This window comes from Lentzea sp. NBRC 105346, from assembly GCF_030269605.1.
In the GTDB taxonomy this organism is placed as follows: domain Bacteria; phylum Actinomycetota; class Actinomycetes; order Mycobacteriales; family Pseudonocardiaceae; genus Lentzea.
The window spans coordinates 444,901-467,581 of sequence record NZ_BSTQ01000003.1 but is presented as its reverse complement, the minus strand read 5'-3'; the positions used below and the strand labels follow the sequence as shown (position 1 = coordinate 467,581).

The window sequence follows — 22,681 nt, the reverse complement described above, 5'->3', positions numbered from 1 at the left end:
TTGCGCACTCGGCCCACCGCTCAACACCTGGCGCACCGCTTTGCCTTCGCCGTTCAGTGGTCGCGCGTCCCGCCCTGCTTCCGTCCGGCCGGGCTTCTTCGCCCTGTGCGCTTTACGCGCCCCCGCCCGCCCCTCGCCCTCTCCTGCCCCGCTCGCCCTCTCCTGCCCCGCTCGCCTTCTCCCGCCACTTCCGCCTTCGCCTCGCGCGCACCGGCTTCCGCGGCCCACGCTGCTTCCCGGTTCCGCCTGCGTTTCGCTTTGCCCCGCCGGCCTTCCCATGCCCCGCCGGCTTCTCCGTCCTGCAGGCTTGGCGCACCCTCCCGCCCCGCTTCTCCCGGCTCCGCCCGCGCGCGCCCAGCTTCGTGGCACACCCGGTTTCGCCCTTCCGCCTTCGCGCGCGCGAAGGCGGCGTCCGCGGCCCGCCTGGCTTGCCCGCACCCGTCGGACTTCCACGCTCAGCCTGCGTTCGTGAACTCGGTGTGGCTTCCGCGCGGTGCCTGCGCTCGCGCCCCGCCCCGTCCGGCTTCCGCGCTCCGCTCGCGTTCCCTCTGCCTGACTTCCGCGCGCGGCCCTTGGCTCCCGGTCCGGCTCCCGCACCCCGCCGGGCTTCTCCGATCTGCCCGCCTTGGCGTACCCCACCTGACATCCGCGCGCGCCGAACCCGCCACCGGCCCCATCACCCACGCCCCACCTGGCGCGGTCTGGCCGCGTGGAGTGGAATCGTCCTCTACGGTCCGTGACCGACCGAAAGATCAGCCCGCGCCCACGTGAGACAGCGGCGGAAACACGCCGTGAGCACCGGCGCAAGACAGCCTCACGGAGGCCTCACCACTGCCCCAGGAGGATGATGGTGACAGAACCGACCGTATGAGAAGGCTGACTGGGTAGTCGCCAGGCCGCGTGGATCGTATCCTGGATGGTGACGTCCCCAGGGTGGGCCGTCCGCCGGGATCGGCGGCAACCGTGAACACCCGGCGCCCGCGACCGCTGTGCCGGAGGAGGAGCCATGCCACTCTCCGAGCACGAGCAGCGACTGCTCGACCAGATCGAGCGCGCGCTCTACGCCGAAGACCCGAAGTTCGCATCCACCGTGCGTGGCGCCAAGTTGCGGAGGCCGTCCCGGCGTCGCCGCATCCAGGGCATCGCGTTGTTCGTGCTTGGTGTGGCGCTGCTCGTCACTGGTGTGATGTTGCCGAAGCTCGCCATCGTGGGCATTCCCGTGGTGAGCGTCGTTGGATTCCTGCTGATGTTCTTCGGCGTGCTGGTCACCCTGACGACGCTTCGTCGCGGCGACCAGGTTGCTGAGGAGACAGCGGAGGACGGCCGGCCGTCCCGCAGCCGCAGCTCGTTCTCCGAACGTATGGAGGAGCGCTTCCGCCGTCGTTTCGACGAGGAGTAAAGCCGCGAAACAGCTGGGCCCGTCCCGATCAGGGGACGGGCCCAGCGGCGTTTAGACCGGAACCGGTTCGTCGATCACCGGGCGCGGCGCCGGGTGCAGCACCGAGCGCGGGAACAGGTGGGCGCGCAGCGACAGCTTCGCGTTGCGGGCCATGCTCGCCCGGACCGCCGCGACCGCGCCGGGCAGGTTCGGGTCGGTCCCTGGGTGCGCGCTGTACCAGGAGCGTTCGATGGCGCCGATCACGGTGCGCAGGCCGTTGCGGCCGTCCTCGTCGAGGTTGTGCTCGCGCGCCAGGCGGCGGGACGCCGTGCGGATCGTTTCGGACGACGGGATCCGCACCCCGCGGTCGATCGACTCGGCCAGCAGCTCCTGCCACGCGGCGGTGGCGGCGCCGGCGCCCAGGGCCGCGATCGTGTGCAGGTGGTTGTGGCGCCGCACGCCGCGGACGGTCATCGGTGCCAGCAGCGCGCCGACCAGCACGAGCAGGATCGCGAGCCACCACGAGACCAGCGCGGCGGTCAATGCCGCGGCCAACGCCCACAGGCCGATGACGATCGGCAGGATCAACTTGCGGGCCCAAGGGATGCCCGCCAGTCCGGCACCGAGCACTCCGAACAGGGCCAGCATCATCAGCGCGGTCAGCAGCACGGCGAGACCCAGTGCGACCGACAGCGCGACGTAGTGCCAGGGCGGGGTCTTGTGGACCGGGTCCGTCTGGTCCTGCTGACCCTGACCGAGGACGGCCGAGCCGCTGGTCGACGTCGGGGCCGTCGTCGTGGTCGTGGTGGTCGACGACGAGTTGGCCGTCGGGTCCTTCTCGTCGGGCGCGCCGGATTCGCGCAGGTACGGCGGGGTGACGCCGCGGCCGTCGTCGATCGGCGTGGGGTCGAAGGTGACCCAGCCGTAGCCCGCGAAGAAGATCTCGACCCACGCGTGGGCGTCCTCGCTGGTGATCACGCGCTGGTCGCCGTCGACGTAGCCCGCGGTGAACCCGAGCGCGACGCGCGCGGGCATGCCGACCTGGCGGGCCAGCACGGCCATCGCTGACGCGTACTGCTCGCAGTAGCCGACCTTGCCGTTGAACAGGAAGTCCGACAGCGCGTCGGACGTCAGGTCGCCCTTGGTCTCCAGCTTGTACTTGAAGTCGCTGGTCGGGCCGGTGAAGTACTCGTACAACTTCACCGCGCGGTCGAACTGGTTCGTGGCGTCCTTGGTCAGCGCGCGGGCGAGCTGCGCGACCCGGTCCTCGACCCCGTCGACGACGAAGTACGACTGGTCGACCGGCACGTCACCGGACGCACGCCGCAGCTGGTCGGCCGTCGGGGTGTCGAGCACGGTCTCGAGCTGGTACGGCTCGGGCTTGCGCTGGTTCTGGGCGAACACGATGCCGCGGCCGGGGTCGTAGAGGTACTGATCGTCCGGAGTGTCGAGGCGTCGCGGCGAGCCGTAGATCGGCAGCCAGAAGTCGCGCCAGCCGACGGGATCCACCTCGACGCGGGACGTCTTGCCCTCACCGCGATCACCGGGCGGGCGCGCCAGCTCACCCTGCGCGGGTGTGCCGGACGGGTCGCCGCCGCGCTCCCAGCCCTTGTTGGCCACGTACTTGTCGAGCGTCGTCGCACGCATGTACGTCGCCTCGGGCAACCCGCGCACGCGGAACAGGTCGCGCGTCTTGCCCTGGTTCAACATGCCGCGCAGGCTCGTCATCGCGTTGATGCCCAGCCCGCTGTTGCCGCTGCCGCCGACCCCGTTGCCGGACCCCGGCAGCCGCCCGACGGTGCCGACGAGCGTGAACCCCGCACCGACGATCAACGCGATCACCATCGCGATGCTCGCGACGGCCGTCGCCGACGACCCGGATCCGCTCGAAGCCCCACTGCCCAGCCGGCCGCGCCACGCCTCGTGCCGATGCTGCCCGTCGACGGCGAGCAGCAACGCGAACGCGGCCGCGCCGAACACGAACGTCCAGAACGGCAGCATCTCCTCGGCCAGCGAGGCCGGCACCGCGAACACGCACAGCAGCACCAGGCCGGACGCCGCGGGCGCGGCGGCGGCGACCGCCAGCGTGTCGACGAGAACTGTCACCAGGCCGATCGCCAGCATCACCAGGCAGCGGATCGCGGGCGTCGCCTGGACGGGCGGGACGCCGGTCTGCACCTGGCCGACCGAGTCGCTGAGCACCGTGCCGAGGTCGGAGAGTGACTCGGGACCGGGCAGCACGGCGAGGATGCCGGTGCGGGTGAAGATCGTGACGAGCAGGCACAGCAACGCCATGACCTGCATCAGCGACACGACGGGCGCGGGCAGCCGGGTCGACCGCAGCAGCGCGCCGGTGCCCGTCACCACCGCGATCGCGACGGCGATGTGCACCAGCCACAGGCCGCCTTCGATCACGCCGGAGAGGGCAGTCGACGAGCACAGCACCGCCAGCGCCGCGATCCACGGCGTCGCCGACGCCGACCACTCGATACCGGGCCGCGCAGACATTCAGCTCACCCCCAGCGCGCCCACGGACCAGCGCGCTCGCGCAGGCATCCCCCGCGCCGGGGGACCCCCGATTTTCATTTTGCCATTCGGCACCGACATTTCCGTGGGCCGCGAGGTGTCAACGGGCCGTTCACGGCACGGAGTTCGGGAAGGGTGTGCCAACGCTTGCGCGGGCGTCCCCCGCCGAGGGGGACCCCCTTCTTTAAGTCTGCCAGTCGGTACCGACAATTTCGGGCGAGCGCAGACGCCAGCGGGCCGTTCACCGGCCGAAGCTGGCCCTGACAACGCTGAAGCGAGCGTCCCCCGCGCCGGGGGACCCCCGAATTCAATTCTCCCAGAGAGGTCTGACAATTCCGGCGCGCTCATGATCAGGTCACGTCCGCCCGCACGACCGGCCCCCGGTTGACCGAAGAGGCACAGAGCTCCCGCCACACCTGAGGCATCGGCGACTGAGGCCGCGCCAAAGCAACGCCCCACCCGGCCGAAGACAGCAGCCGGTGCGCATCGGCGGGATCGGGTGCCTTGTCCTCCGAAGCGGAAGCCCAGGCGTTGACATCCAACAAGACGGCGAGGCTGCGCATACCGCGCGGCCGGAACCGGATGAGGTCCTCGACAGCGGCCGGAGTGATGCCGCCGAGTACGGCGATGACCTCCTGACCGGCACCGGGATCCAGGCCACCGGCCAGCTCACGGCGATGCGAAGGCTGCAGGGCCGCCAAGGAGTCCAGCACCACGTGGTCGGAGTGCCCGCCATCGGCCTGACCACCGGCCAGCACCCGGCCGTCCTCCGCCACCAGACGCACCTGGTGCCCGAACCGGTGCAGGTGCAGACACACCGACGCGGCGAACGAGATCGCCCACTCCAGGGACGCCGAAGGGCCGTTGCCGCGGTGCGCCACCAGGCGGTGGTCCAGCAGGACGGTGGTGCCGCCGCGCCACGGGCGTTCCTCGACCCGGACCATCAGTTCGTCGCGGCGCGCGGTGGAGCGCCAGTGGACCTTGCGCAGGTCGTCGCCCTGGCGGTACTGCCGCACGACGGCGTCGTCCTCGCCCTGGCCCGAACGCAGGCGCACCGAGCCGTCGTCGCCGGCACCCATGCCGGAACCACCTGGAAGGCCCAGCAACGGAACCACCCGCGGCACCACGACCAACTTGGAACGGCCGGCCAGTTCGCGGTCGAACTCTGCCAGGCCGAAGGGGTCGGTGATCCGGGCCATCAGCGGACCCACCTGCTGGATGCCGCGCATCACCGGCTTCAGCGGGTAGCGCAGCGCCGTCGGGTGGTAGCGCGGCAGGCGCTCCACCAGGAACCGCGGGCGCGAGCCCAGGGCGTAGGGGACGTTGTCCTCCAACAGAAGGCCGCCGGTCGGCAGGCGGCCCGTCGAGCGCAGGTCCAGGCGCACCTCGGTCGCCGCGCCTACGGGGACGCGGGACGGCGACAGGAAGCGCGCGGCGTGCAGGCCGACCCGCGCTCGCGTCGCGAGCCAGGCCGCCAGTAGCGGCAGGGCGATCACAAAGGCGGCTACGCGCAGGAGATCGCGTTCGTTCAACGCCACCGCGCACAGACCGGCGGCGAACCCCGCGGCGAGCAGGCAGCGGCCGCGGGTCGTCAGGCCGGACAGTGCGGTGCGCATTTAGCGAGGCGTCCCTGCGTTGTTGTTGATGCCCAGGTTGCGGACGAACTGCGCGCTCGGGTCCATCGCGGCCTGCGGCACCGGGACCCGTTGCAGCAGCGCGCGGATGAGCTCGGCGGCGGACCGGCGGGCGGCCTGCGCCTCCGCGGTCAGCACCAGGCGGTGCGCCAGCACCGGGATCGCGACGGCGTGGATGTCGTCCGGCACCACGAAGTCGCGGCCCGCCAGCGCGGCCTGGGCACGGGCGGCGCGCACCAGGTGCAGCGTCGCGCGCGGCGAGGCGCCCAGGCGCAGCTCCGGCAGGCGGCGCGTCGCGGAGACCAGCTCCACGGCGTAGCGGCGCACGTCGGGGGAGAGGTGCACGCGGCGCACGGTCTCGATCAGCTTCAGCACCTGCGCGGCGTCGGACACCGGGCGCAGGTCGTCCAGCGGGTTGTGGCCCGCGTGCTCGTCGACCATCGCCAGCTCGGCCTGCGGGTCCGGGTAACCGATCGACACGCGCGCGGTGAAGCGGTCGCGCTGCGCCTCCGGCAGCGCGTAGGTGCCCTCCATCTCCACCGGGTTCTGCGTCGCGATCACCATGAACGGCGAACCCAGCGGGTAGGTGTTGGCGTCGACCGTGACCTGGTGCTCCTCCATGCACTCCAGCAACGCGGACTGCGTCTTCGGAGAGGCACGGTTGATCTCGTCGCCGACCACGATGTTCGCGAACACCGGGCCCGGCCGGAACTCGAAGTCGTTCTCCTGCCGGTTGTAGATCGAAGAACCCGTGATGTCGCTCGGCAAGAGGTCCGGGGTGAACTGAACCCGGCTCACCGTGCAGTCGATCGACCGCGCGAGCGCCTTCGCGAGGGACGTCTTGCCGACACCCGGCACGTCCTCGACGAGCAGATGGCCTTCAGCGAGCAGGGTGACCAGCGCTAGGCGCACCACGTCGGGTTTGCCGACGAGCACGCGCTCGACGTTGGCCGCGATTCGCTGTACGCAGCCGTGCAGTTCACCCAGCACCTGATCGACCGGCGCGTGGCTGTTCGCGCTTGTCACTCGACCTCCAGCAGCCGCGTCCGGAACACGGACGTGTGAGCGTTTCACGCAGTGTGTCAAACCGAGGCTAAGAGCCCTACACCTCCGGTCAACCAGAGGTTCAAACCCTCCACTCCAGGTTCCCCCACCTTTCCGTCTCAAAGACTGGTTTTGGGGCGATTTGCTAGGCCATCCGAGTGGCAAACGCCGTGCTGCGACTCACCTGCGAAGGTGATGCCGCACGTGCTCCCCCACCATCCCCCCACGACACACCACCACGGCTACCAGCACAAACGGGTCACGACTCCCTGCGTGTACACCCGTTTCAGCGTTGACTGTGGTGAAAAGTGGGGTACTGTGGCGGCCGGTGGGGCTACGGGGGTTCCACTGCCGGTCCGTCGCCCGGCTGGGAGGTGAAGGCCGATGTTCCTCGGCACTCATCACCCACGCTTGGACGACAAAGGCCGGCTGACACTGCCTGCGAAGTTCCGGGACGAACTGGCGGGAGGTCTGATGGTCACCAAGGGCCAGGACCACTGCCTGTACGTGTTCCCGCGAGCGGAGTTCGAGCAGATGGCGAGGAAGGTCGCGGAGGCGCCGTTCACGAACGACGCGGTTCGCGCCTACCAGCGCTACCTGTTCGCGGGCACGGACGAGCAGCGTCCGGACGGTCAGGGTCGCGTCCTGATCGCACCGGAGTTGCGCCGGTATGCCGGGTTGACCAAGGAGTGCGTGGTCGTCGGTGCGTTCACCAGGCTGGAGATCTGGGACGCGCAGGCCTGGCAGACCTACCTCGACGAGCACGAGGACTCCTACGCGGAGGCTCGGGAGGAGGTCATACCGGGCGTCTTCTGACACACGGGGTGAGTGGGAGAACGCGATTCGGGTGCCGTGAGGCCTCGGTCCGCTCGACTATCGGCCCTGGCGCACCTTCCCCGGCGCCAGGTTCGACGGGCGGGCGGGGACCTGACGCCACCCGATGAGCGTTTCGGGGAGAGGAACCTGCAATGGAGCGACCGCAGCACGTGCCCGTGCTGCTGGACCGCGTCCTGGAGTTGTTCGCCCCGGCGCTGACCGGCAAGCCCGCCGTCCTCGTCGACGCCACGCTCGGCCTCGGTGGCCATTCCGACGCCCTGCTGCGCGCGCACCCCCAGCTCACCCTCATCGGGCTCGACCGTGACCCGCAGGCCATCGAGCTGGCCCGCGAGCGGCTGAGTGTCCACGGTGAACGGGTCCACCTCGTCAACGTCACCTACGACCGGATCGCCGACGCCGTCAACGATCTCGGATTGTCCAAGGTGGACGGCGTGCTGATGGACCTCGGCGTGTCCTCGCTCCAGCTGGACGCGGAGGAGCGCGGCTTCGCGTACTCAAAGGACGCGCCGCTGGACATGCGGATGAGCGCTGGCACCGGCATGACGGCCGCGGATGTGCTCAACACCTACGCACCCGGCGACCTGATCCGGATCCTGCGCGACTATGGCGAGGAGCGGTTCGCGAAGAAGATCGTGGGCGCCATCGTCCGCGAACGCGCGCGCGAGCCGTTCACCAACAGCGGCCGGCTCGTGCAGTTGTTGTACGACAACGTTCCCGCGGCGACCCGGCGCACCGGTGGCCACCCGGCCAAGCGGACGTTCCAGGCGCTGCGCATCGAGGTCAACGGCGAACTGGAGTCGCTGCGGCAGGCGCTGCCCGCCGCGCTCGGAGTGCTGGGCATGGGCGGGCGGATCGTCGTCGAGTCCTATCAGTCCCTTGAGGACCGGATGGTGAAGCAGGCGATCGCGAAGCTCGCGACGTCGCGCACGCCGGCCGGTCTGCCGGTCGAACTGCCGGGCCACGGACCCGAACTGAAGCTGCTCACCAGGGGCGCGGAACTCGCGACCGAGCAGGAGATCGAGGAGAACCCGCGGGCCGCCCCGGTGCGGCTCAGGGCAGCGGAACGGATTGGAGAAAGAACATGACGGCACTCCCGCACGTGGGTGAGCCGTCCCCTCGCGACGGCTCCCGCACCGGCGAGCGCAAGAACGAGGCCGACCGGGCCCGGCGGCGCTCCGCCGCGGCCGAGCGCGCCTACGCCCGGCGGGCGCAGCGCGCGCAGAACCTGCGCGGCACGCCCGCCCAGCAGCGTCCGGCCGGTCCCGCCCCCAAGGCGCCGTTCGTCGTGATGGTCATGGTCGTGCTCGCCGTCGGGCTGGCCGGGATCATGTACCTCTCCACGCAGGCCGCGGCCGACTCGTACCGGCTGCAGGAGGCCCGTGCGGAGCAGGAGCGGCTGACGTTGCGCGTCGAGCAGCTGCGCCAGGACGTGGCGCTGCTCGAGTCGCCGACCGAGCTGGCGAAGCGCGCGGCCGAGCTGGGCCTCGTGCTGCCGCCGGATCCCGCGCGCCTGCGGCAGAACGCCGACGGCTCGATCGAGGTGTTCGGCAAGCCCTCGGCGCCGCCGAAGCCGGCGCCGCCGCCGCCGTCTTCTCCGACGACGCCGACGACAACGACGCCACCGGCACAGCCGCCCGCGCAGGACCAGGCCCAGCAGCCACCCGCCCAGCAACAGCAGCAGCAACCGGTGCAGCCGCCCGCCGAGGGCCAGCAGCAGCCCCCGGCCCAGCAGGGTGCACCGGTGCAGCAGCAGGTCCAGCAGCCGCCTGTTCAGGGGCAGCAGCAGCCGCACGACGGCCAGGAACGGCTCGTGCAGGTCCTCGGCACGGCGGGAGATTACTGATGCCGGGTCCACCGGGCGGCCGGGCACCGCGCCGTCCGCTCTCCGTGCGCGGCCCCCGGCCGGCGAAGCGGGCGGGTGGCAACAGCCGCGTCCGCATCGCCATCGGGCGCATCCTGCTCGTCGGCGCGCTGCTGCTCGCCGGCATCAAGCTGGTGCAGGTACAGGGTTTCCAGGCCGAGGCCCTGTCCGAAGCGGCGAAGATGCAGCGCGCCACCAAGCAACAGATCCCCGCCGAGCGCGGCGCGATCCTCGACCGCAACGGCAACCAGCTCGCGTTCAGCATCGAGGTGCGCGCGCTCTACACGCTGCCGCAGACCGCGCGGAGGACGTGGGACGCCGAGCGCGCCAAGAAGAACACCCTGCCGAGCTACGAGGACCGTGCGCGCGAGATCGCGAAGTTCATCAACCTGACGGTGGGCAACGAGGTCAGCGGCGACAAGACCGACGAGCAGACGATCTACGACAAGCTCACCAAGGACACGAGCTACATCGTGCTGGCCCGCGAGGTCGAGCCCAGCAAGGCCCAGGCGATCGTCAAGAAGTACGCGCAGATCGGTTCGGAGTACCGGGCGAAGCGGATCTACCCCGACAACACCATCGGGGCGAACGTCGTCGGCTACGCCAACTGGCGCCTCGAGGAGAAGCCGCCGATCACGCAGGGTCTGCTGGGAATCGAGAACTCGCAGGACACCGTGCTCGCCGGCCGGATGGGCCAGCGCGTCGTCGACACGATGCAGGGTGACGACACGCTCGTCATCCCGAACACCGAGCGCGAGGTCATCGCCGCGACACCGGGCAAGAGCCTCGAGCTGACGCTGGACATCGACACCCAGCACGCCGTGCAGAACATGGTCGCCCAGTACACCGCGAAAAGCGGCGCGAAGCACGGTTCGGCCGTCGTGCTCGACTCGCGCACCGGCGAGATCATCGCCATGGCGGACGACAACACGTTCGACCCGTCGAACTACGAGAACGTGACGGTGGACCAGACCCGCAACCGCTCGGTCGCCGCCGTGTTCGAGCCGGGCTCGGTGAACAAGATCGTCGCCGCGTCGGCCGGGATCGAGGACGGGCTGTTCAAGCCGGACACCGTGCTGGACGTCGAGGGCAGCATCAAGGTCGCCGACCGCACGATCAAGGACGCGTGGAACCACGGCACCGTGCCGATGACGTTCACCGGGATCTTCGCCCGGTCGTCCAACGTCGGCACGCTGAAGACGGCGCAGGCGATCGGTAAGGAGCGCTACGCCGAGATGCTGCAGAAGTTCGGCCTCGGCCGGCGCACGCAGTCCGGCCTGCCCGGCGAGGAGGCCGGGCTCGTGCCGCCGCTGAACCAGTGGTCCGGCTCGACGTTCGGCAACCTGCCGATCGGCCAGGGTCTGTCGATGACGTTGCTGCAGATGACCGGCATGTACCAGGCCATCGCCAACGACGGCCTGCGCATCCCGCCGCGCATCATCCGCGCCGAGATCGGCACGGACGGCTCGCGCACGGAGATGAAGCGGCCCGACGGCGTTCGCGTCGTCTCACCCGAGACGGCTCGCACGGTGCGCGACATGTTCCGCGGGGTCACCCAGACCTCGCGAGACCCGAGCCAGGCGGGCACCGGGCCCGCGGCGGCGCTGCCGGGCTACCAGATCGCCGGCAAGACGGGCACCGCGCAGCAGATCGACCCGAACTGCTCCTGCTACTCCAGCTCGGTCTACTGGATCACGTTCGCCGGCATCCTGCCCGCGGACAACCCGCGCTACGTCGTCGGGATCATGCTGGACGCGCCGACCAAGTCGCAGAACGCGTCACCGCTGTTCCACGACATCGCGTCCTTCCTGGCGCAGCGCTACCAGGTGCCGCTGTCCGCGGAGCAGACGCCGATCCTCCAGCTCTGAACAACCGTTATGGCCACCATGACGGACTTCAAGTCCGTCATGGTGGCCATAACGGCACTAACCCCGGTCAGTCAGAGGGTGGCCTGGGGTTCCGGGCGGGCGATCAGGACCGGGCACGAGGAGTGGTAGAGCGCGGCGCGGGTGATCAGGCCGACCCCGTTCTGCTGGCCGCCCCGGCCGACCACCAGCAGGTCGCTGTCGAGCGACGCGACCGCCTCGTGCGGGTGACGCGAGTCGATCTTCACCTCGGGGGTCAGCTCGGGCGCCGTGGTGCGCAGGAACAGCACCGCTCGCCGGACCGCGACCTCGTCGCGCGGCACGGCGCTGACGTGCGGCTGCGGCGGGTGCACGTGCAGCAGGCGCAAACGCGCCCGGCGGGTGCGGCAGAGCTCGACCGCGCGCCGCAGCACGACCGGGTCCTCGCACCCGCCGACTGCGGCGGTGATCCAACCGTATTCGCCGCGGATCGCCGGGGGTCGTCCGCGCACGACCACGACGCTGCACCGCGCGCGCCGCAGGACCGGGAGCACCAGGGAGCCGAGGCCGAGGCTGCGGTGCCGTTCGCCCCGGCAGCCGAGCACGAGCATGGCGCTGTCCGCACTGGCTTTCTCGAGCGCGGCGACCGGGTCGTCGCCGCTGGGGCGGAAGTGGGCGGTCAGCATCGGCAGCCGCTCGAGCACGCGCTGCACGGTCGCGTCCGCCGGGTCCGCGAGGAACACCTGAAGGTCGGTCCGCAACGACCACGCGTGCCGTGCCGCCCATTCGAACGCGTGGTAAGCCGCCTGGGAGGTGTCCACGCCGACCGTGACCGAGCGGCTGAAATCAGGTGCCCAGAAGGAGAACCGCCGGGCTTCAACCGCAACGTCACTGTCGATCGTCTTCGTCATCGCCGCCCTCAACTCGTCGACCCCCTGCCGTATTGACCTCACCCGTCTTAGGTGATCGACAGAAGGGCCCAAAGTCCCAATCACCGGCATCACCGGTATGGCTCGAACCCAAGTCAGGGACCGCGTAGCGACTTTAGTAGCGGTTGTCACCAATAGCATCCGGAGCCGTGATCACCTCACAGGTCGCCGTCGTCGGCGGGGGAATCGCGGGCGCCTGGCTCTCGTACCGGCTCGCCCAGCGCGGCGTCGACACGGTTCTCGTCGTCGGACCCGAACCACCCGTCTCGCGCGAGTGGGCGGCGTGCGTGCTCAACCGGCAGCTGGTCGAAGATCCAGTGCGGGCGCTGGAGGACTCGTCCGGGACGCAGGATCCGGCGCTGCGCCCGTTGATCGAACGACACCTGCCGAGGGAGCTGGCCGAACTACGGTCGCTCGTCGAGCTCATGCCGTTCGAAGGTGTGCTGATTCCCAGACATCAGGTGCCCATGCCCCGATTGGGCGCGGGCGACGAGGTCGTCACAACCGTGCTGCGGCACTACGCCGGACGGATGGTCGAGGCACGCGTCACCGATCTGGTCGTCCGCGACGGCGTCTGCCACGGCGTGCGAACCGACCGCGGGTCGATCGCCGCGAACCACGTCGTGCTGGCGTCCGGCGGTTTCTCCGGGCTCTTCGCCGACGGCGTCGCCAACAGTTCGGGCGCGCTGCTCGGCACGTGCCTGCGGCACGGCGCGACGCTGGCCAACCTGGAGCTGTTCCAGCGCTTCGCGCTCGGCGACCGGACGCGCCGGCGGCCGCTCTACCCGTTCGACCTCGACGGCGCCCGGCTGTTGCGCGACGGCTCGCCGATCGAGCTGCGGGGCACGGATCTCGCCCTCTTCCGGGAGTACTGGACGTCGAACCTGGGCGTCCCCCACACGGCGCAGCTGAAGGACGTCACCGTCGAACTGGGCCCCGTGCGCGGGTTCTCGTACGGCGGTCTGGCCGGCGGGATCGAGAACCTGCACGCGACGGGTGAGGCGCGCTACGACATCGCCGCGGACGCGCTCGCCGGACTGCCGTGGCTCGTCTTCCTGGCCACCGGCGGAATGCTCGCGGAACGGTTGGAGCCTCTTGGAAAGCCCTCGCCGATACCGGAGGAGCCCGTTGCTTTCGTCGATTTCCCGGACCTGCGGGCACGTCTCGCAGCGTGTTTCGACCACAATTCGACAAGTGAGACGATGACCGCTTTTCTCCGTTGGGCGCGGGAAAATCGTGGCTCTGACGTGCTGCTTCTCGCCGAGGCGTGCGTCGCGTCGGCGTTGGCGCGGACCGAGAGCCGCGGATTCTTCTTCCGTGCGGATCACCCGGCAGAGGATCCTGGTCTGGCCGGCCGCACCACCCGAGTCCAGTACCGAGACGGCGACATCGAGGTCCAGCTTTGATCAACCCACGTCTGCAGGCCATCTCCGCAGAGCTGCCGCGGCCGCACTTCACCACCGACGAGCTGCTCGCCGCCGCCGACGGGCACCTCACCGACCAGCTGACGGACATGTTCGGCAAGCTCGGCGTCGAGAAGCGCCACTCGGTGCTGGCCAACTACCCGCAGGTCCTCTTCGACGGCGCGGACCCCGTGCTGGACGCCCCGTCGACCCAGATGGCTGTGACCGCCGCCCGGCGTGTGATCGCTTCCATCGATCCGGACGAGATCGGCCTGGTGCTCGGGGTGACGAGCAGTCCGGGCCGGTTGCTGCCGAGCCTGGTGTGCGACGTGTTCGCGATGATGCCGGAGCTGCCGCGTGACGCGGCCAACCTGAGCATCTCGTACATGGGGTGCTCGGCGCTGGCGAAGGTCGTCGAGACCGCGCGCTGGTACCTCAACGCCAACCCCGGCAAGCGCGTGCTCGCGTGCTTCATGGAGGCGATCACGCCGCTCTCGCCGGTGCTGCCCGGCCGGTACGGGCATTTCACCGAGGAGAGTGACCGCCAGCGGACCGTCGACGCCATGCACGGGTTCCTCTTCGGTGACGCGTCCGTGGCGATGCTGCTCGGTGCCGACGGCGACGGGCCCGAGTTCGGTGAGGTCGAGAACCTGACCAACGCGCTGCCCAGTGACGCCGAGCTGGGCACCGTGCCCGACGGCGGCTCCGACATCCCGGTCGTGCACGGCCGCCGGCTCTACACGCTCGGCCCGGACGTCACCGCGCGCGGCACCTACTACGCCAGCACCACGGTCAAGTCGCTGATCGCGTCCGGGCGGACCGGTCTCTCCTCGCCCGGTGAGGCGTCGATGTTGTTGCTGCACACCGGTAGCACGCGGATCCTGGACGGGCTGTGCGCCGAGTTCGGGGTGCCGAACAACGGGGAGCAGGTCGCTTCGTCGTACCGGGTGTTGCGCGACTACGGGAACACGATCGGGTGTTCCGTGCCGTTGATGCTGGCGGAACCGGTGCACCGGTCGGCGGGTGAGGCGCTGCTCGTGGCGTTCGGGTTGAGCTTCAGCTGCGGTGCGTTCACGCTGCGAGTGCCCGCCGGCGGATGGGATCCGAGTTGACCGTCCCAGGCCGCTCAACAGCCGTGGTGGTGCGCGGTGAACGTGACGCTTGGGGACATAGTTGTCCCTGAACGTCACGTTCGCTCCGCGTCAGGGGCGGACGGCGGGTGGGGCGCTGCTCGTGGCGTTCGGGTTGAGCTTCAGCTGCGGGGCGTTCACGCTGCGGGTGCCCGCCGGCGGATGGACTCTGTGCTGACCGGAACTGTCAGACCTCGCGGCTAGGCTCGGATTCGGGGGCCCGTCGTCTGCTCAGCCGTGCGGGGCACCCCCGATTCCAGCCTAGCGACGGGCACCGACAAATCTGGCGCCTCGGTGCCGTTCACGGCCCCGGCGCCGGGGCCGGTGACGGCGATCCTTGCTGATCATCACCCGAACGCGCACGCGGCGATCGGCCACTCTCCGTACGCCGGTAGCCTCTTGCCCGTGCCTGCCAAGCTAGAGGGCAAGGTCGCGACCGCCCCGCCCCGCCCCACCAGCATCAAACCCGTGTCCGTCGCCGCTCTCGCGACGATCGGCGACGCCCACCTGACCGGGCCAGCGCATGCCGACGTCCAGGTGACAGGCGTGACGCTCCGTGCCCAGCACGTGGTGCCCGGCGACCTCTACGCCGCGCTGCCCGGAAGCCGGGCGCACGGCGCGGACTTCGCCGGGACCGCGATCGAGCACGGTGCCGTCGCCGTGCTCACCGACGAGGTCGGTGCCGCCAAGATCAAGGCCGATGTGCCGGTCCTGGTGCACGACAACCCGCGCAGCGTCGTCGGGCTGCTCGCCGCGCACGTCTACGGCAACCCGTCCACCAAGACGAGGGTCTGGGGTGTGACGGGCACGTCGGGCAAGACGACGACGAGCTACCTGATCGAGTCCGCGCTGCGGGCGGCGGGCCGGAGCACCGGTCTGATCGGCACGGTCGAGATGCGTATCGGCACGGAGCGGATCGACAGCGCGCTGACCACGCCCGAGTCGCCGGACCTGCAGGCCCTCTTCGCGGTGATGGCCGAGCGCGGCATCACCGACGTGGTCATGGAGGTCTCCAGCCACGCGCTCGAACTCGGGCGCGTGGCCGCCACCGAGTTCGAGATCGGCGCGTTCACCAACCTCAGCCAGGACCACCTCGACTTCCACCCGGACATGGAGGACTACTTCCGGGCCAAGGCCAAGCTGTTCGACGGCCGCGCCCGCAAGGAGGTCGTCTGCGTCGACAGCGAGTGGGGCGAGCGGCTGGTCAACGACAAGACGATCACCGTCGCCACCACGAAGAACGCCACCTGGACCGCCAGCGACGTCGAGGTGTCGCCGACCGGCGAGCAGACGTTCACCGCGCACGGCCCGGACGGCGACATCGCGATCGAGCTGCGCCTGCCCGGTTCGTTCAACGTGGCCAACGCACTGCTGGCGATCGGCTGCCTGCACCTCGAGGGCGTCGACAAAGCGGCGATCGCCGAGGGGCTCAAGCAGGTCCAGGTGCCCGGCCGCATGCAGCGCGTCGACGAGGGCCAGGACTTCACCGCGGTCGTCGACTACTCGCACAAGCCCGTCGCGGTGGCGCTGGCGCTGGACGCCGTGCGCTCCAAGACGGCCGGCCGGATCATCACCGTGCTGGGCTGCGGCGGCGACCGCGACAAGGGCAAGCGGCCGTTGATGGGGGAGGCCGCCGCACAGCGAAGTGACGTGTTGATCATCACCGATGACAACCCGCGCAGCGAAGAACCGTCCTCTATTAGGGCCGCCATGCTCGAAGGGGCGCTCAAGGCCGAGCCTCGCGGCGAGGTCGTGGAGATCGGGGACCGCGGGAAGGCCATCGAGCACGCGGTCTCGCTGGCCCGCACGGGCGACGTCGTCGTCGTCGCGGGCAAGGGACATGAGACCGGACAGGAGATCGCCGGAGTGGTGCACCCGTTCTCCGATGTGGAGACGCTCGCCGCCGCGATCAGAAAGGCTCATTCGTGATCGCTCTGACCCTCGCCGAGATCGCGGAGATCGTCGGCGGCCGGTTGCACGGAACCGACGGCACACCGACGATCACGGGCTCGATCGAGTTCGACACGCGCAAGATCACCGAGGGCGGGCTTTTCCTGGCCCTGCCCGGTGAGCGCGTCGACGGGCACGACTTCGCGGCGCGGGCGGTCGCAGCCGGAGCCGCGGGCGTGCTGGCCGGACGTGAGGTGGACGCACCCGCGGTCATCGCGCCGCCGGTCGAGACCCAGCACGGGAACGCTTACGTCCTCGCGGGTGACACGGACGGCACGGGTGCCGCGGTCCTCGCGGCACTGGCGAAGCTCGCCCGGCACGTGACGGATCGCTTGAAGGACCTCACGATCGTCGGGGTCACCGGGTCGGCGGGCAAGACGTCGACCAAGGACCTCATCGCGCAGGTCCTGACGCCCGCGGGCGAGACGATCGCGCCGCCTGGGAGCTTCAACAACGAGCTGGGCCACCCCTGGACGGCGTTGCGCGCCACCGAGGACACGCGCTTCCTCGTGCTGGAGTTGTCCGCGCGCGGACCGGGCCACATCGCGCACCTGTGCGAGGTCGCCCCGCCGAAGATCGGCGCGGTGATCAACGTCGGCACCGCGCACCTCGGCGAGTTCGGCTCCCGCGAGGGCATCGCCCAGGCCAAGGGCGAGCTCGTGGAGGCGTTGCCCGAAGACGGGATCGCCATCCTCAACGCCGACGACCCGCTGGTGGCCGCGATGGCGAGCCGCACCAAGGCGAAGGTCGTGCTCGTCGGCGAGGACTCGAAGGCCGACGTCCGCGCGACGAACGTCGAGCTGGACGAGCAGGCCCGCGCGAGCTTCACGCTCGTGTCCGCACAGGGCGAGGCGCACGTCAAGCTCGGCGTGCACGGCCCGCACCAGGTCGGCAACGCGCTGACGGCCGCCGCGATCGCGCTGGAGTTGGGTGCGACGCCGCAGCAGGTCGCCGAGCGACTCGGTGCGGCACAACGGGTTTCCGCGCATCGGATGCAGGTCACCGAGCGCGCGGACGGCGTGACCGTGGTGAACGACGCGTACAACGCGAACCCCGAGTCGGTGCGCGCCGCGCTCAAGTCGCTCGCGACGATCTCGCGTGCCACGCAGCCCGCGCGCCGCAGCTGGGCCGTGCTCGGGCCGATGGCCGAGCTGGGGGACGACCACGTTCGCGCGCACGACGAGATCGGCCGGCTCGCGGTCCGGCTGGACATCAACAAGCTGGTCGTCGTCGGAGACGCCGCCCGGCCGATGCACCAGGGCGCCCACCTGGAAGGATCATGGGGCGAGGAATCCGTCCTGGTGCCGGACGCGGACGCGGCGATCACGTTGCTGCGCGCGGAGGTCCGGCCCGGTGACGTCGTGCTAGTGAAGGCATCCAACGCCTACCGCCTGTGGCGCGTCGCCGAGGCCCTGCTGGAGGCAGGAAACCAGTGAAGAGCATTCTGATCGCGGCAGCGATCTCGCTGATCGTGTCGATCCTGCTGACCCCGTACCTGATCAGGACCTTCTCCCGGCAGGGCTTCGGGCAGGAGATCCGCGAAGAGGGCCCCCAGCACCACAAGACCAAGCGCGGCACGCCGACCATGGGTGGCGTCGCCATCCTCGTCGCGATGTGGGCCGGTTACCTCGGCGCACACCTGGTGAACTCGTTCTCGGCGTCCGCCCAGGGCCAGACGCCCAGCGCCTCCGGCCTGCTGGTGCTGATGCTGACCACGTCGCTGGGCATCGTGGGCTTCCTCGACGACTTCATCAAGATCCGCAAGCAGCGCAACCTGGGCCTGAACAAGACCGCGAAGCTCGTCGGCCAGTTCGTCGCCACGATCGTCTTCGCGATCCTGGTGCTGCAGTTCCCGAACAAGGACCAGGTCCTGCCGGCCTCGGTGAACCTGTCGTTCGTGCGGGACATCGCCGTCGTGTCGTTCGGCACCGTCGGCTTCGTCGTGTTCTGCTACGCCGCCGTCAGCGCGTGGTCGAACGCCGTGAACCTGACCGACGGCCTCGACGGTCTCGCCGGCGGTTCATCCGCGATGGTGCTCGGCACCTACGTGGTGATCTCGTTCTGGCAGTTCCGCTACAACTGCTCGACCTCCGCGCTGGCCGGTTGCTACGAGGTGCGCGACCCGCTGGACCTGGCGCTGGTCGCCGCCGCCGCGATGGCCGGGTGCATCGGCTTCCTGTGGTGGAACGCCGCGCCCGCCAAGATCTTCATGGGCGACACCGGCTCGCTGGCCCTCGGCGGTCTCGTCGCGGGTCTCGCCATCGCGACGCGCACCGAGCTGCTGATGGTCGTCATCGGCGGTCTGTTCGTCGTCGAGGCCCTGTCGGTCGTCATGCAGGTCGCGGTGTTCCGCACGTCGCGGCGCCGCCTGTTCCGCATGGCGCCGTTCCACCACCACTTCGAGCTCGCGGGCTGGGCGGAGACCACGGTCATCATCCGGTTCTGGCTGCTCGCCGGGATCTGCTGCATGTTGGGCCTGGGCCTGTTCTACAGCGAGTGGCTCACCGCGGTCGGGAGCTGAGTATGGGCGTGCTGGCCGGTCGCAGGGTTCTGGTCGCAGGTGCCGGTGTGACCGGCCGGTCCGCCGCGGAGGCGTTGCTCGCCGCGGGTGCGGAGGTCGTCGTGACCGACGGCTCCGCCGAGCGGCTGATGGCGTTGGACACGCTGCTCAGCGGCGTGGAGCTGATGCCGGGCCTGACCGAGCCGCCCGCCGGGACGGACCTCGTCGTCACGTCACCGGGCTGGAAGCCGACCGCGCCGTTGCTCGCCGCGGCCGCCGCCAGGGGCATCGAGGTGATCGGCGAGGTCGAGCTGGCCTGGCGGATGGGCGCCGAGCTGGCCGACCCGCCCGTGTGGCTCGCGGTGACCGGCACGAACGGCAAGACCACGACCGTCGGCATGCTCGAGTCGATCCTGCACGCGGCCGGCGCCGACGCCGTCGCGTGCGGCAACGTCGGCCTGCCGGTCGTCGACGCGCTGCTGGCCGGACGACGGGTGCTGGCCGTGGAGCTGTCGAGCTTCCAGCTGTTCTGGTCGCCGTCGGTGCGGCCGCAGGCGGGGGCGTTGCTGAACCTCGCCGAGGACCACCTCGACTGGCACGGCGGCATGGACCGGTACGCGCAGGCCAAGGCCCAGGTGCTCACCGGTGACGTGGCCATCGGCTGGCTCGACGACGACATGGTCGCCGACCTGCTGGAGGACTCACCGGCCCGTGACCAGGTCGGCTTCACCTTGGGTGTGCCCGCACCGGGCCAGCTGGGCGTGCGCGACGGCTGGCTGGTCGACCGCGCGTTCGCCGACGACGAGCCGCTGATCGAGGTCTCCCGCATCCGTCCCACGGGGCCGCCCGGCATCGCGGACGCGTTGGCGGCCACGGCTTTGGCGCGCGCGTACGGCGTGCCGTCCGAGGCCGTCCGGGAGGGTCTGGCGGCCTTCTCGCCGGCCGCGCACCGGGCCGTGGTGGTCGCCGAGACCGGTGGCGTCACGTACGTCAACGACTCCAAGGCCACGAACCCGCACGCCGCGCTGGCGTCGCTGCGGTCGTTCCCGTCGGTCGTGTGGATCGCGGGCGGCCTGCTGAAGGGCGCTTCGGTCGAGGAGATGGTCCGGTCCGAGGCACATCGGCTGCGCGGGGCCGTGCTGATCGGCGCGGATCGTGACGTGATCGCGGACGCGCTGGCGCGGTACGCCCCGGACGTCCCCGTCCGGCTAGCCGACGGCATGCTCGAGGCCGTGCGCGCGGCCGCGGACCTCGCCCGGCCCGGCGACGCCGTGCTGCTGGCGCCCGCGGCGGCGTCGATGGACATGTTCAACGACTACGCCCACCGCGGGCAGGTGTTCACGGAAGCCGTTCAGTCACTTTCCTGAGCTATTCATGAACTGAATCTCCACAATGCCGCCGTCCACTCGGATGGCGGCATTTGTTCCGCCGCCGTCGTCCTGTTGAATGCAGGTGGGCCGGCGCGGGTGGGGCGACATGGGAACATTTCTGTTCTGGTGCTTGATCATATTTCTACTGGTGTTGTCGGTGTTCGCCGCGCGTTCGGGACCGGTGGTGCTCGCACACGCCGTCGGCAGGCCACAGGCACTCGGCATCCTCGCCGTGGTCGGGATGCTGATCGCCGGGTATTTCGTCATCACCGATCCGGCCGGTACCGCCAAATGGGTACGCACCATTTTCGCCACGGAGTCGTCCGGGATGTCGGCGGCCGAGACGTCCACCACCACGACCGAATCGACCGCGGAACCCTTGCCGCCTCCCGTGGAATCCGCACCCGCTCCGGCCGAAATGATCGCGTGGGATTGCCCGGTGGGCAGCGTCTGTTTCTGGAACGACGCCGATGGCACCGGTTCCCGCTGCGAGTGGGACATCGCCGACCCGGACTGGCTGGACGGCGAGTTCATGTGTTCCTGGGCGGACCGGGACAACGTGATGTCGGTGCTGAACAACAGCGCGCCCGGCGAATCGAGGAGCACTCTCGTGTTCTTCGCCGAGTCCGGCTACCAGCAACCCATCGCGTGTGAAGTGCCAGGTCAGCGGATCAACCTCAAGGGCACTTACCGGGTCCGTTCGCACAAGTGGACCAGTGGCGGATGCCGCTGACTCTGACGGGTAGGGTTCGAAAGGGGCGACACGCCCCAGAATTCCCCGTTCGTGCGCTTGACACAGGAGACGATGATCCCGTGACCGTCGTCGCCGACAAGCCGAGAACGAAGCGCGTGCGCCCCACCGGGCGCGTCGTGGCGCTGCGCAACGGCCTGACCGCGTGGCTGTCCCGCCCGCTCGCCGACTTCCACCTGCTGCTGGCGATCTTCGGCACGCTGACCGTGATCGGTCTGGTCATGGTCCTGTCGGCCTCCGCGCCGGGCCAGGTCGCGGACGGCGAGTCGGCGTACGGCGTCTTCCAGAAGCAGCTGCTCTACGTGCTGGTCGGCGCGGTGCTGTTCTGGCTGGTCCTGCGGTTCCCGCTGAGAAGGCTGCGGCACACCAGCACGATGGCGATGCTCGTGTGCGTGATCCTGCTCGGCCTGGTGCTGACGCCGCTGGGGACGGAGAAGTGGGGCGCGCAGTCCTGGTTCCAGGTCGGTCCGGTGTCGTTCCAGCCGATCGAGGCCGCGAAGCTCGCCCTGGCGTTGTGGGGCGCGCACGTGCTGGTCACGAAGCGCGCGTTGCTCAGCCAGTACCGGCACCTGCTGGTCCCGGTGGTGCCGGTGGCGCTGCTGGTGTTCGCGCTGGTGATGTTGCAGCCGGACCTCGGCGGCACGATCACGCTCGGCGTGGTGCTGATCAGCCTGCTGTGGTTCGTCGGCGCGCCGCTGCGGCTGTTCGGTGTGATCGCGGCCGGTGCGCTCGGTGGCGCCATCGTCCTCGCGATCGGCGCGGCGTACCGGCTGCAGCGCGTGCTGACGTTCCTCAACCCCGAGCAGGACCCGCTGGGCGCCGGTCTGCAGGCGCGGCAGGCGTTGTTCGCGCTCGCCGAGGGCGGGTTGTTCGGCAAGGGGCTCGCGCAGGGCAGCTCGCGCTGGCGGTACCTGCCGAACGTGCACTCGGACTTCATCTACGCCGTCATCGGTGAGGAGCTCGGCTTCGTCGGGTGCTTCCTGGTGCTGGCGCTGTTCGCCGGGCTCGCGGTCGTGGGACTGCGCATCGCCGCCCGCAACACCGACCCGTGGATCCGGATCGTGGCCGCGACGCTGACCGTGTGGCTGGTCGCGCAGGCCGCGATCAACATCGGGTACGTCGTGCAGTTGCTGCCGGTCACCGGCATCACGCTGCCGATGATCTCCAGTGGCGGCACGTCGATCGTCACGACCATGGTCGTGTTCGGCATCCTCGCGAACTGCGCCCGGCACGAGCCGGACGCGGTGGCCGCGTTGCGCAAGCTCGGACCCGGTCGCGTCGGTGGCCTGCTGAAGCTGCCCGCGCCCGAGGCGTACAAGCCGCCGCCCAAGCGCAAGCCCGTGCGGCCGTCGACGCCGCCGCGCGCGCCGGGCCGGCGCACCGCGCAGTTGCCGATCATGGATCCGGCCGAACGCAGGATGGCCGGACGATCCGCGCCGCCGTCGGAGTACCGTCGGCGCGAGTCGCGACGAGCGTCCCCCGACCGAAACACCCGCGGCACTCGCGGGCGCTACAACTGACGTC

17 protein-coding genes are annotated in these 22,681 nt (G+C 70.3%); 13 read left to right on the top strand and 4 right to left on the bottom strand.

Going from position 1 to position 22,681, the window contains the following annotated elements; genetic code table 11:
• Positions 1 to 1,006 precede the first annotated feature (1,006 nt).
• Positions 1,007 to 1,399 (top strand): SCO2097 family morphological protein, encoded by a 393-nt coding sequence (locus QSK35_RS09625; RefSeq protein WP_285744354.1) that lies wholly within the window; start codon positions 1,007 to 1,009, stop codon positions 1,397 to 1,399.
• A 51-nt stretch (positions 1,400 to 1,450) separates the two neighbouring features.
• Here QSK35_RS09625 and QSK35_RS09620 read toward each other — a convergent pair whose 3' ends face one another.
• From QSK35_RS09620 to QSK35_RS09610, 3 genes are all read right to left on the bottom strand, one after another.
• Positions 1,451 to 3,886 carry a transglutaminase TgpA family protein gene (locus tag QSK35_RS09620; RefSeq protein WP_285744352.1) on the bottom strand — a complete coding sequence of 812 codons (2,436 nt, stop codon included), beginning with the start codon at positions 3,884 to 3,886 and terminating at the stop codon, positions 1,451 to 1,453.
• Positions 3,887 to 4,254: 368 nt separating this feature from the next.
• Positions 4,255 to 5,520: a DUF58 domain-containing protein gene (locus QSK35_RS09615; protein WP_285744350.1), complete on the bottom strand. Its 1,266-nt coding sequence runs from the start codon at positions 5,518 to 5,520 to the stop codon at positions 4,255 to 4,257.
• Positions 5,521 to 6,564, bottom strand: coding sequence for an AAA family ATPase (locus tag QSK35_RS09610; protein ID WP_502881631.1), 1,044 nt, complete (start codon positions 6,562 to 6,564; stop codon positions 5,521 to 5,523).
• A gap of 402 nt (positions 6,565 to 6,966) precedes the next feature.
• Between QSK35_RS09610 and mraZ the strand changes: the two genes are divergently transcribed.
• The 4 genes from mraZ (at position 6,967) to QSK35_RS09590 (ending at position 11,148) form a co-directional block, all read left to right on the top strand.
• Positions 6,967 to 7,398, top strand: coding sequence for a division/cell wall cluster transcriptional repressor MraZ (mraZ, locus tag QSK35_RS09605; RefSeq protein ID WP_285744348.1), 432 nt, complete (start codon positions 6,967 to 6,969; stop codon positions 7,396 to 7,398).
• A 152-nt stretch (positions 7,399 to 7,550) separates the two neighbouring features.
• Positions 7,551 to 8,504, top strand: a complete 954-nt coding sequence (rsmH, locus tag QSK35_RS09600; protein ID WP_285744346.1) for a 16S rRNA (cytosine(1402)-N(4))-methyltransferase RsmH — start codon at positions 7,551 to 7,553, stop codon at positions 8,502 to 8,504.
• Positions 8,501 to 9,262, top strand: coding sequence for a cell division protein FtsL (ftsL, locus tag QSK35_RS09595; RefSeq protein WP_285744345.1), 762 nt, complete (start codon positions 8,501 to 8,503; stop codon positions 9,260 to 9,262). Before rsmH ends, ftsL begins: the two co-directional genes overlap by 4 nt.
• Positions 9,262 to 11,148, top strand: coding sequence for a peptidoglycan D,D-transpeptidase FtsI family protein (locus tag QSK35_RS09590; protein WP_285744343.1), 1,887 nt, complete (start codon positions 9,262 to 9,264; stop codon positions 11,146 to 11,148). Before ftsL ends, QSK35_RS09590 begins: the two co-directional genes overlap by 1 nt.
• A gap of 71 nt (positions 11,149 to 11,219) precedes the next feature.
• Here the strand turns inward: QSK35_RS09590 and QSK35_RS09585 are convergent, their stop codons facing one another.
• Complete coding sequence (locus QSK35_RS09585) at positions 11,220 to 12,035, bottom strand: universal stress protein (RefSeq protein ID WP_285744341.1); 816 nt, start codon at positions 12,033 to 12,035, stop codon at positions 11,220 to 11,222.
• 167 nt (positions 12,036 to 12,202) lie between these two features.
• Here QSK35_RS09585 and QSK35_RS09580 point away from each other — a divergent pair, with 167 nt between their 5' ends.
• The 8 genes from QSK35_RS09580 (at position 12,203) to ftsW (ending at position 22,677) form a co-directional block, all read left to right on the top strand.
• A complete protein-coding gene (locus tag QSK35_RS09580; RefSeq protein ID WP_285744339.1) occupies positions 12,203 to 13,459 on the top strand; it encodes an FAD-binding protein in 1,257 nt (418 codons plus the stop codon).
• On the top strand, positions 13,456 to 14,568 hold the full coding sequence (locus QSK35_RS09575) for a 3-oxoacyl-[acyl-carrier-protein] synthase III C-terminal domain-containing protein (RefSeq protein ID WP_285744337.1): 1,113 nt from the start codon (positions 13,456 to 13,458) through the stop codon (positions 14,566 to 14,568). Before QSK35_RS09580 ends, QSK35_RS09575 begins: the two co-directional genes overlap by 4 nt.
• Positions 14,569 to 14,991: 423 nt before the next feature.
• Complete coding sequence (locus QSK35_RS09570; protein ID WP_285744335.1) at positions 14,992 to 16,515, top strand: UDP-N-acetylmuramoyl-L-alanyl-D-glutamate--2,6-diaminopimelate ligase; 1,524 nt, start codon at positions 14,992 to 14,994, stop codon at positions 16,513 to 16,515.
• The gene (locus QSK35_RS09565; RefSeq protein WP_285744333.1) at positions 16,512 to 17,972 is read left to right on the top strand and encodes a UDP-N-acetylmuramoyl-tripeptide--D-alanyl-D-alanine ligase; all 1,461 of its coding nucleotides are present in this window, start codon (positions 16,512 to 16,514) and stop codon (positions 17,970 to 17,972) included. Before QSK35_RS09570 ends, QSK35_RS09565 begins: the two co-directional genes overlap by 4 nt.
• Positions 17,969 to 19,057, top strand: a complete 1,089-nt coding sequence (gene mraY, locus QSK35_RS09560) for a phospho-N-acetylmuramoyl-pentapeptide-transferase (protein WP_285744331.1) — start codon at positions 17,969 to 17,971, stop codon at positions 19,055 to 19,057. Before QSK35_RS09565 ends, mraY begins: the two co-directional genes overlap by 4 nt.
• Positions 19,058 to 19,059: 2 nt before the next feature.
• Positions 19,060 to 20,403: a UDP-N-acetylmuramoyl-L-alanine--D-glutamate ligase gene (murD, locus tag QSK35_RS09555; RefSeq protein WP_285744329.1), complete on the top strand. Its 1,344-nt coding sequence runs from the start codon at positions 19,060 to 19,062 to the stop codon at positions 20,401 to 20,403.
• A 151-nt stretch (positions 20,404 to 20,554) separates the two neighbouring features.
• Positions 20,555 to 21,139, top strand: a complete 585-nt coding sequence (locus tag QSK35_RS09550; protein ID WP_285744327.1) for a peptidase inhibitor family I36 protein — start codon at positions 20,555 to 20,557, stop codon at positions 21,137 to 21,139.
• Between the two features lie 80 nt (positions 21,140 to 21,219).
• On the top strand, positions 21,220 to 22,677 hold the full coding sequence (gene ftsW, locus QSK35_RS09545; protein WP_285744325.1) for a putative lipid II flippase FtsW: 1,458 nt from the start codon (positions 21,220 to 21,222) through the stop codon (positions 22,675 to 22,677).
• The last annotated feature ends 4 nt before the right edge of the window (positions 22,678 to 22,681 follow it).

Bases quoted from the DNA above. Each gene is read 5' to 3' on its own strand.
- QSK35_RS09590 (WP_285744343.1), top strand. From the start codon at position 9,262: ATGCCGGGTCCACCGGGCGGCCGGGCACCGCGCCGTCCGCTCTCCGTG.
- QSK35_RS09625 (WP_285744354.1), top strand. From the start codon at position 1,007: ATGCCACTCTCCGAGCACGAGCAGCGACTGCTCGACCAGATCGAGCGC.
- QSK35_RS09620 (WP_285744352.1), bottom strand. From the start codon at position 3,886: ATGTCTGCGCGGCCCGGTATCGAGTGGTCGGCGTCGGCGACGCCGTGG.
- QSK35_RS09585 (WP_285744341.1), bottom strand. From the start codon at position 12,035: ATGACGAAGACGATCGACAGTGACGTTGCGGTTGAAGCCCGGCGGTTC.
- murD (WP_285744329.1), top strand. From the start codon at position 19,060: ATGGGCGTGCTGGCCGGTCGCAGGGTTCTGGTCGCAGGTGCCGGTGTG.
- mraZ (WP_285744348.1), top strand. From the start codon at position 6,967: ATGTTCCTCGGCACTCATCACCCACGCTTGGACGACAAAGGCCGGCTG.
- ftsL (WP_285744345.1), top strand. From the start codon at position 8,501: ATGACGGCACTCCCGCACGTGGGTGAGCCGTCCCCTCGCGACGGCTCC.
- QSK35_RS09615 (WP_285744350.1), bottom strand. From the start codon at position 5,520: ATGCGCACCGCACTGTCCGGCCTGACGACCCGCGGCCGCTGCCTGCTC.
- rsmH (WP_285744346.1), top strand. From the start codon at position 7,551: ATGGAGCGACCGCAGCACGTGCCCGTGCTGCTGGACCGCGTCCTGGAG.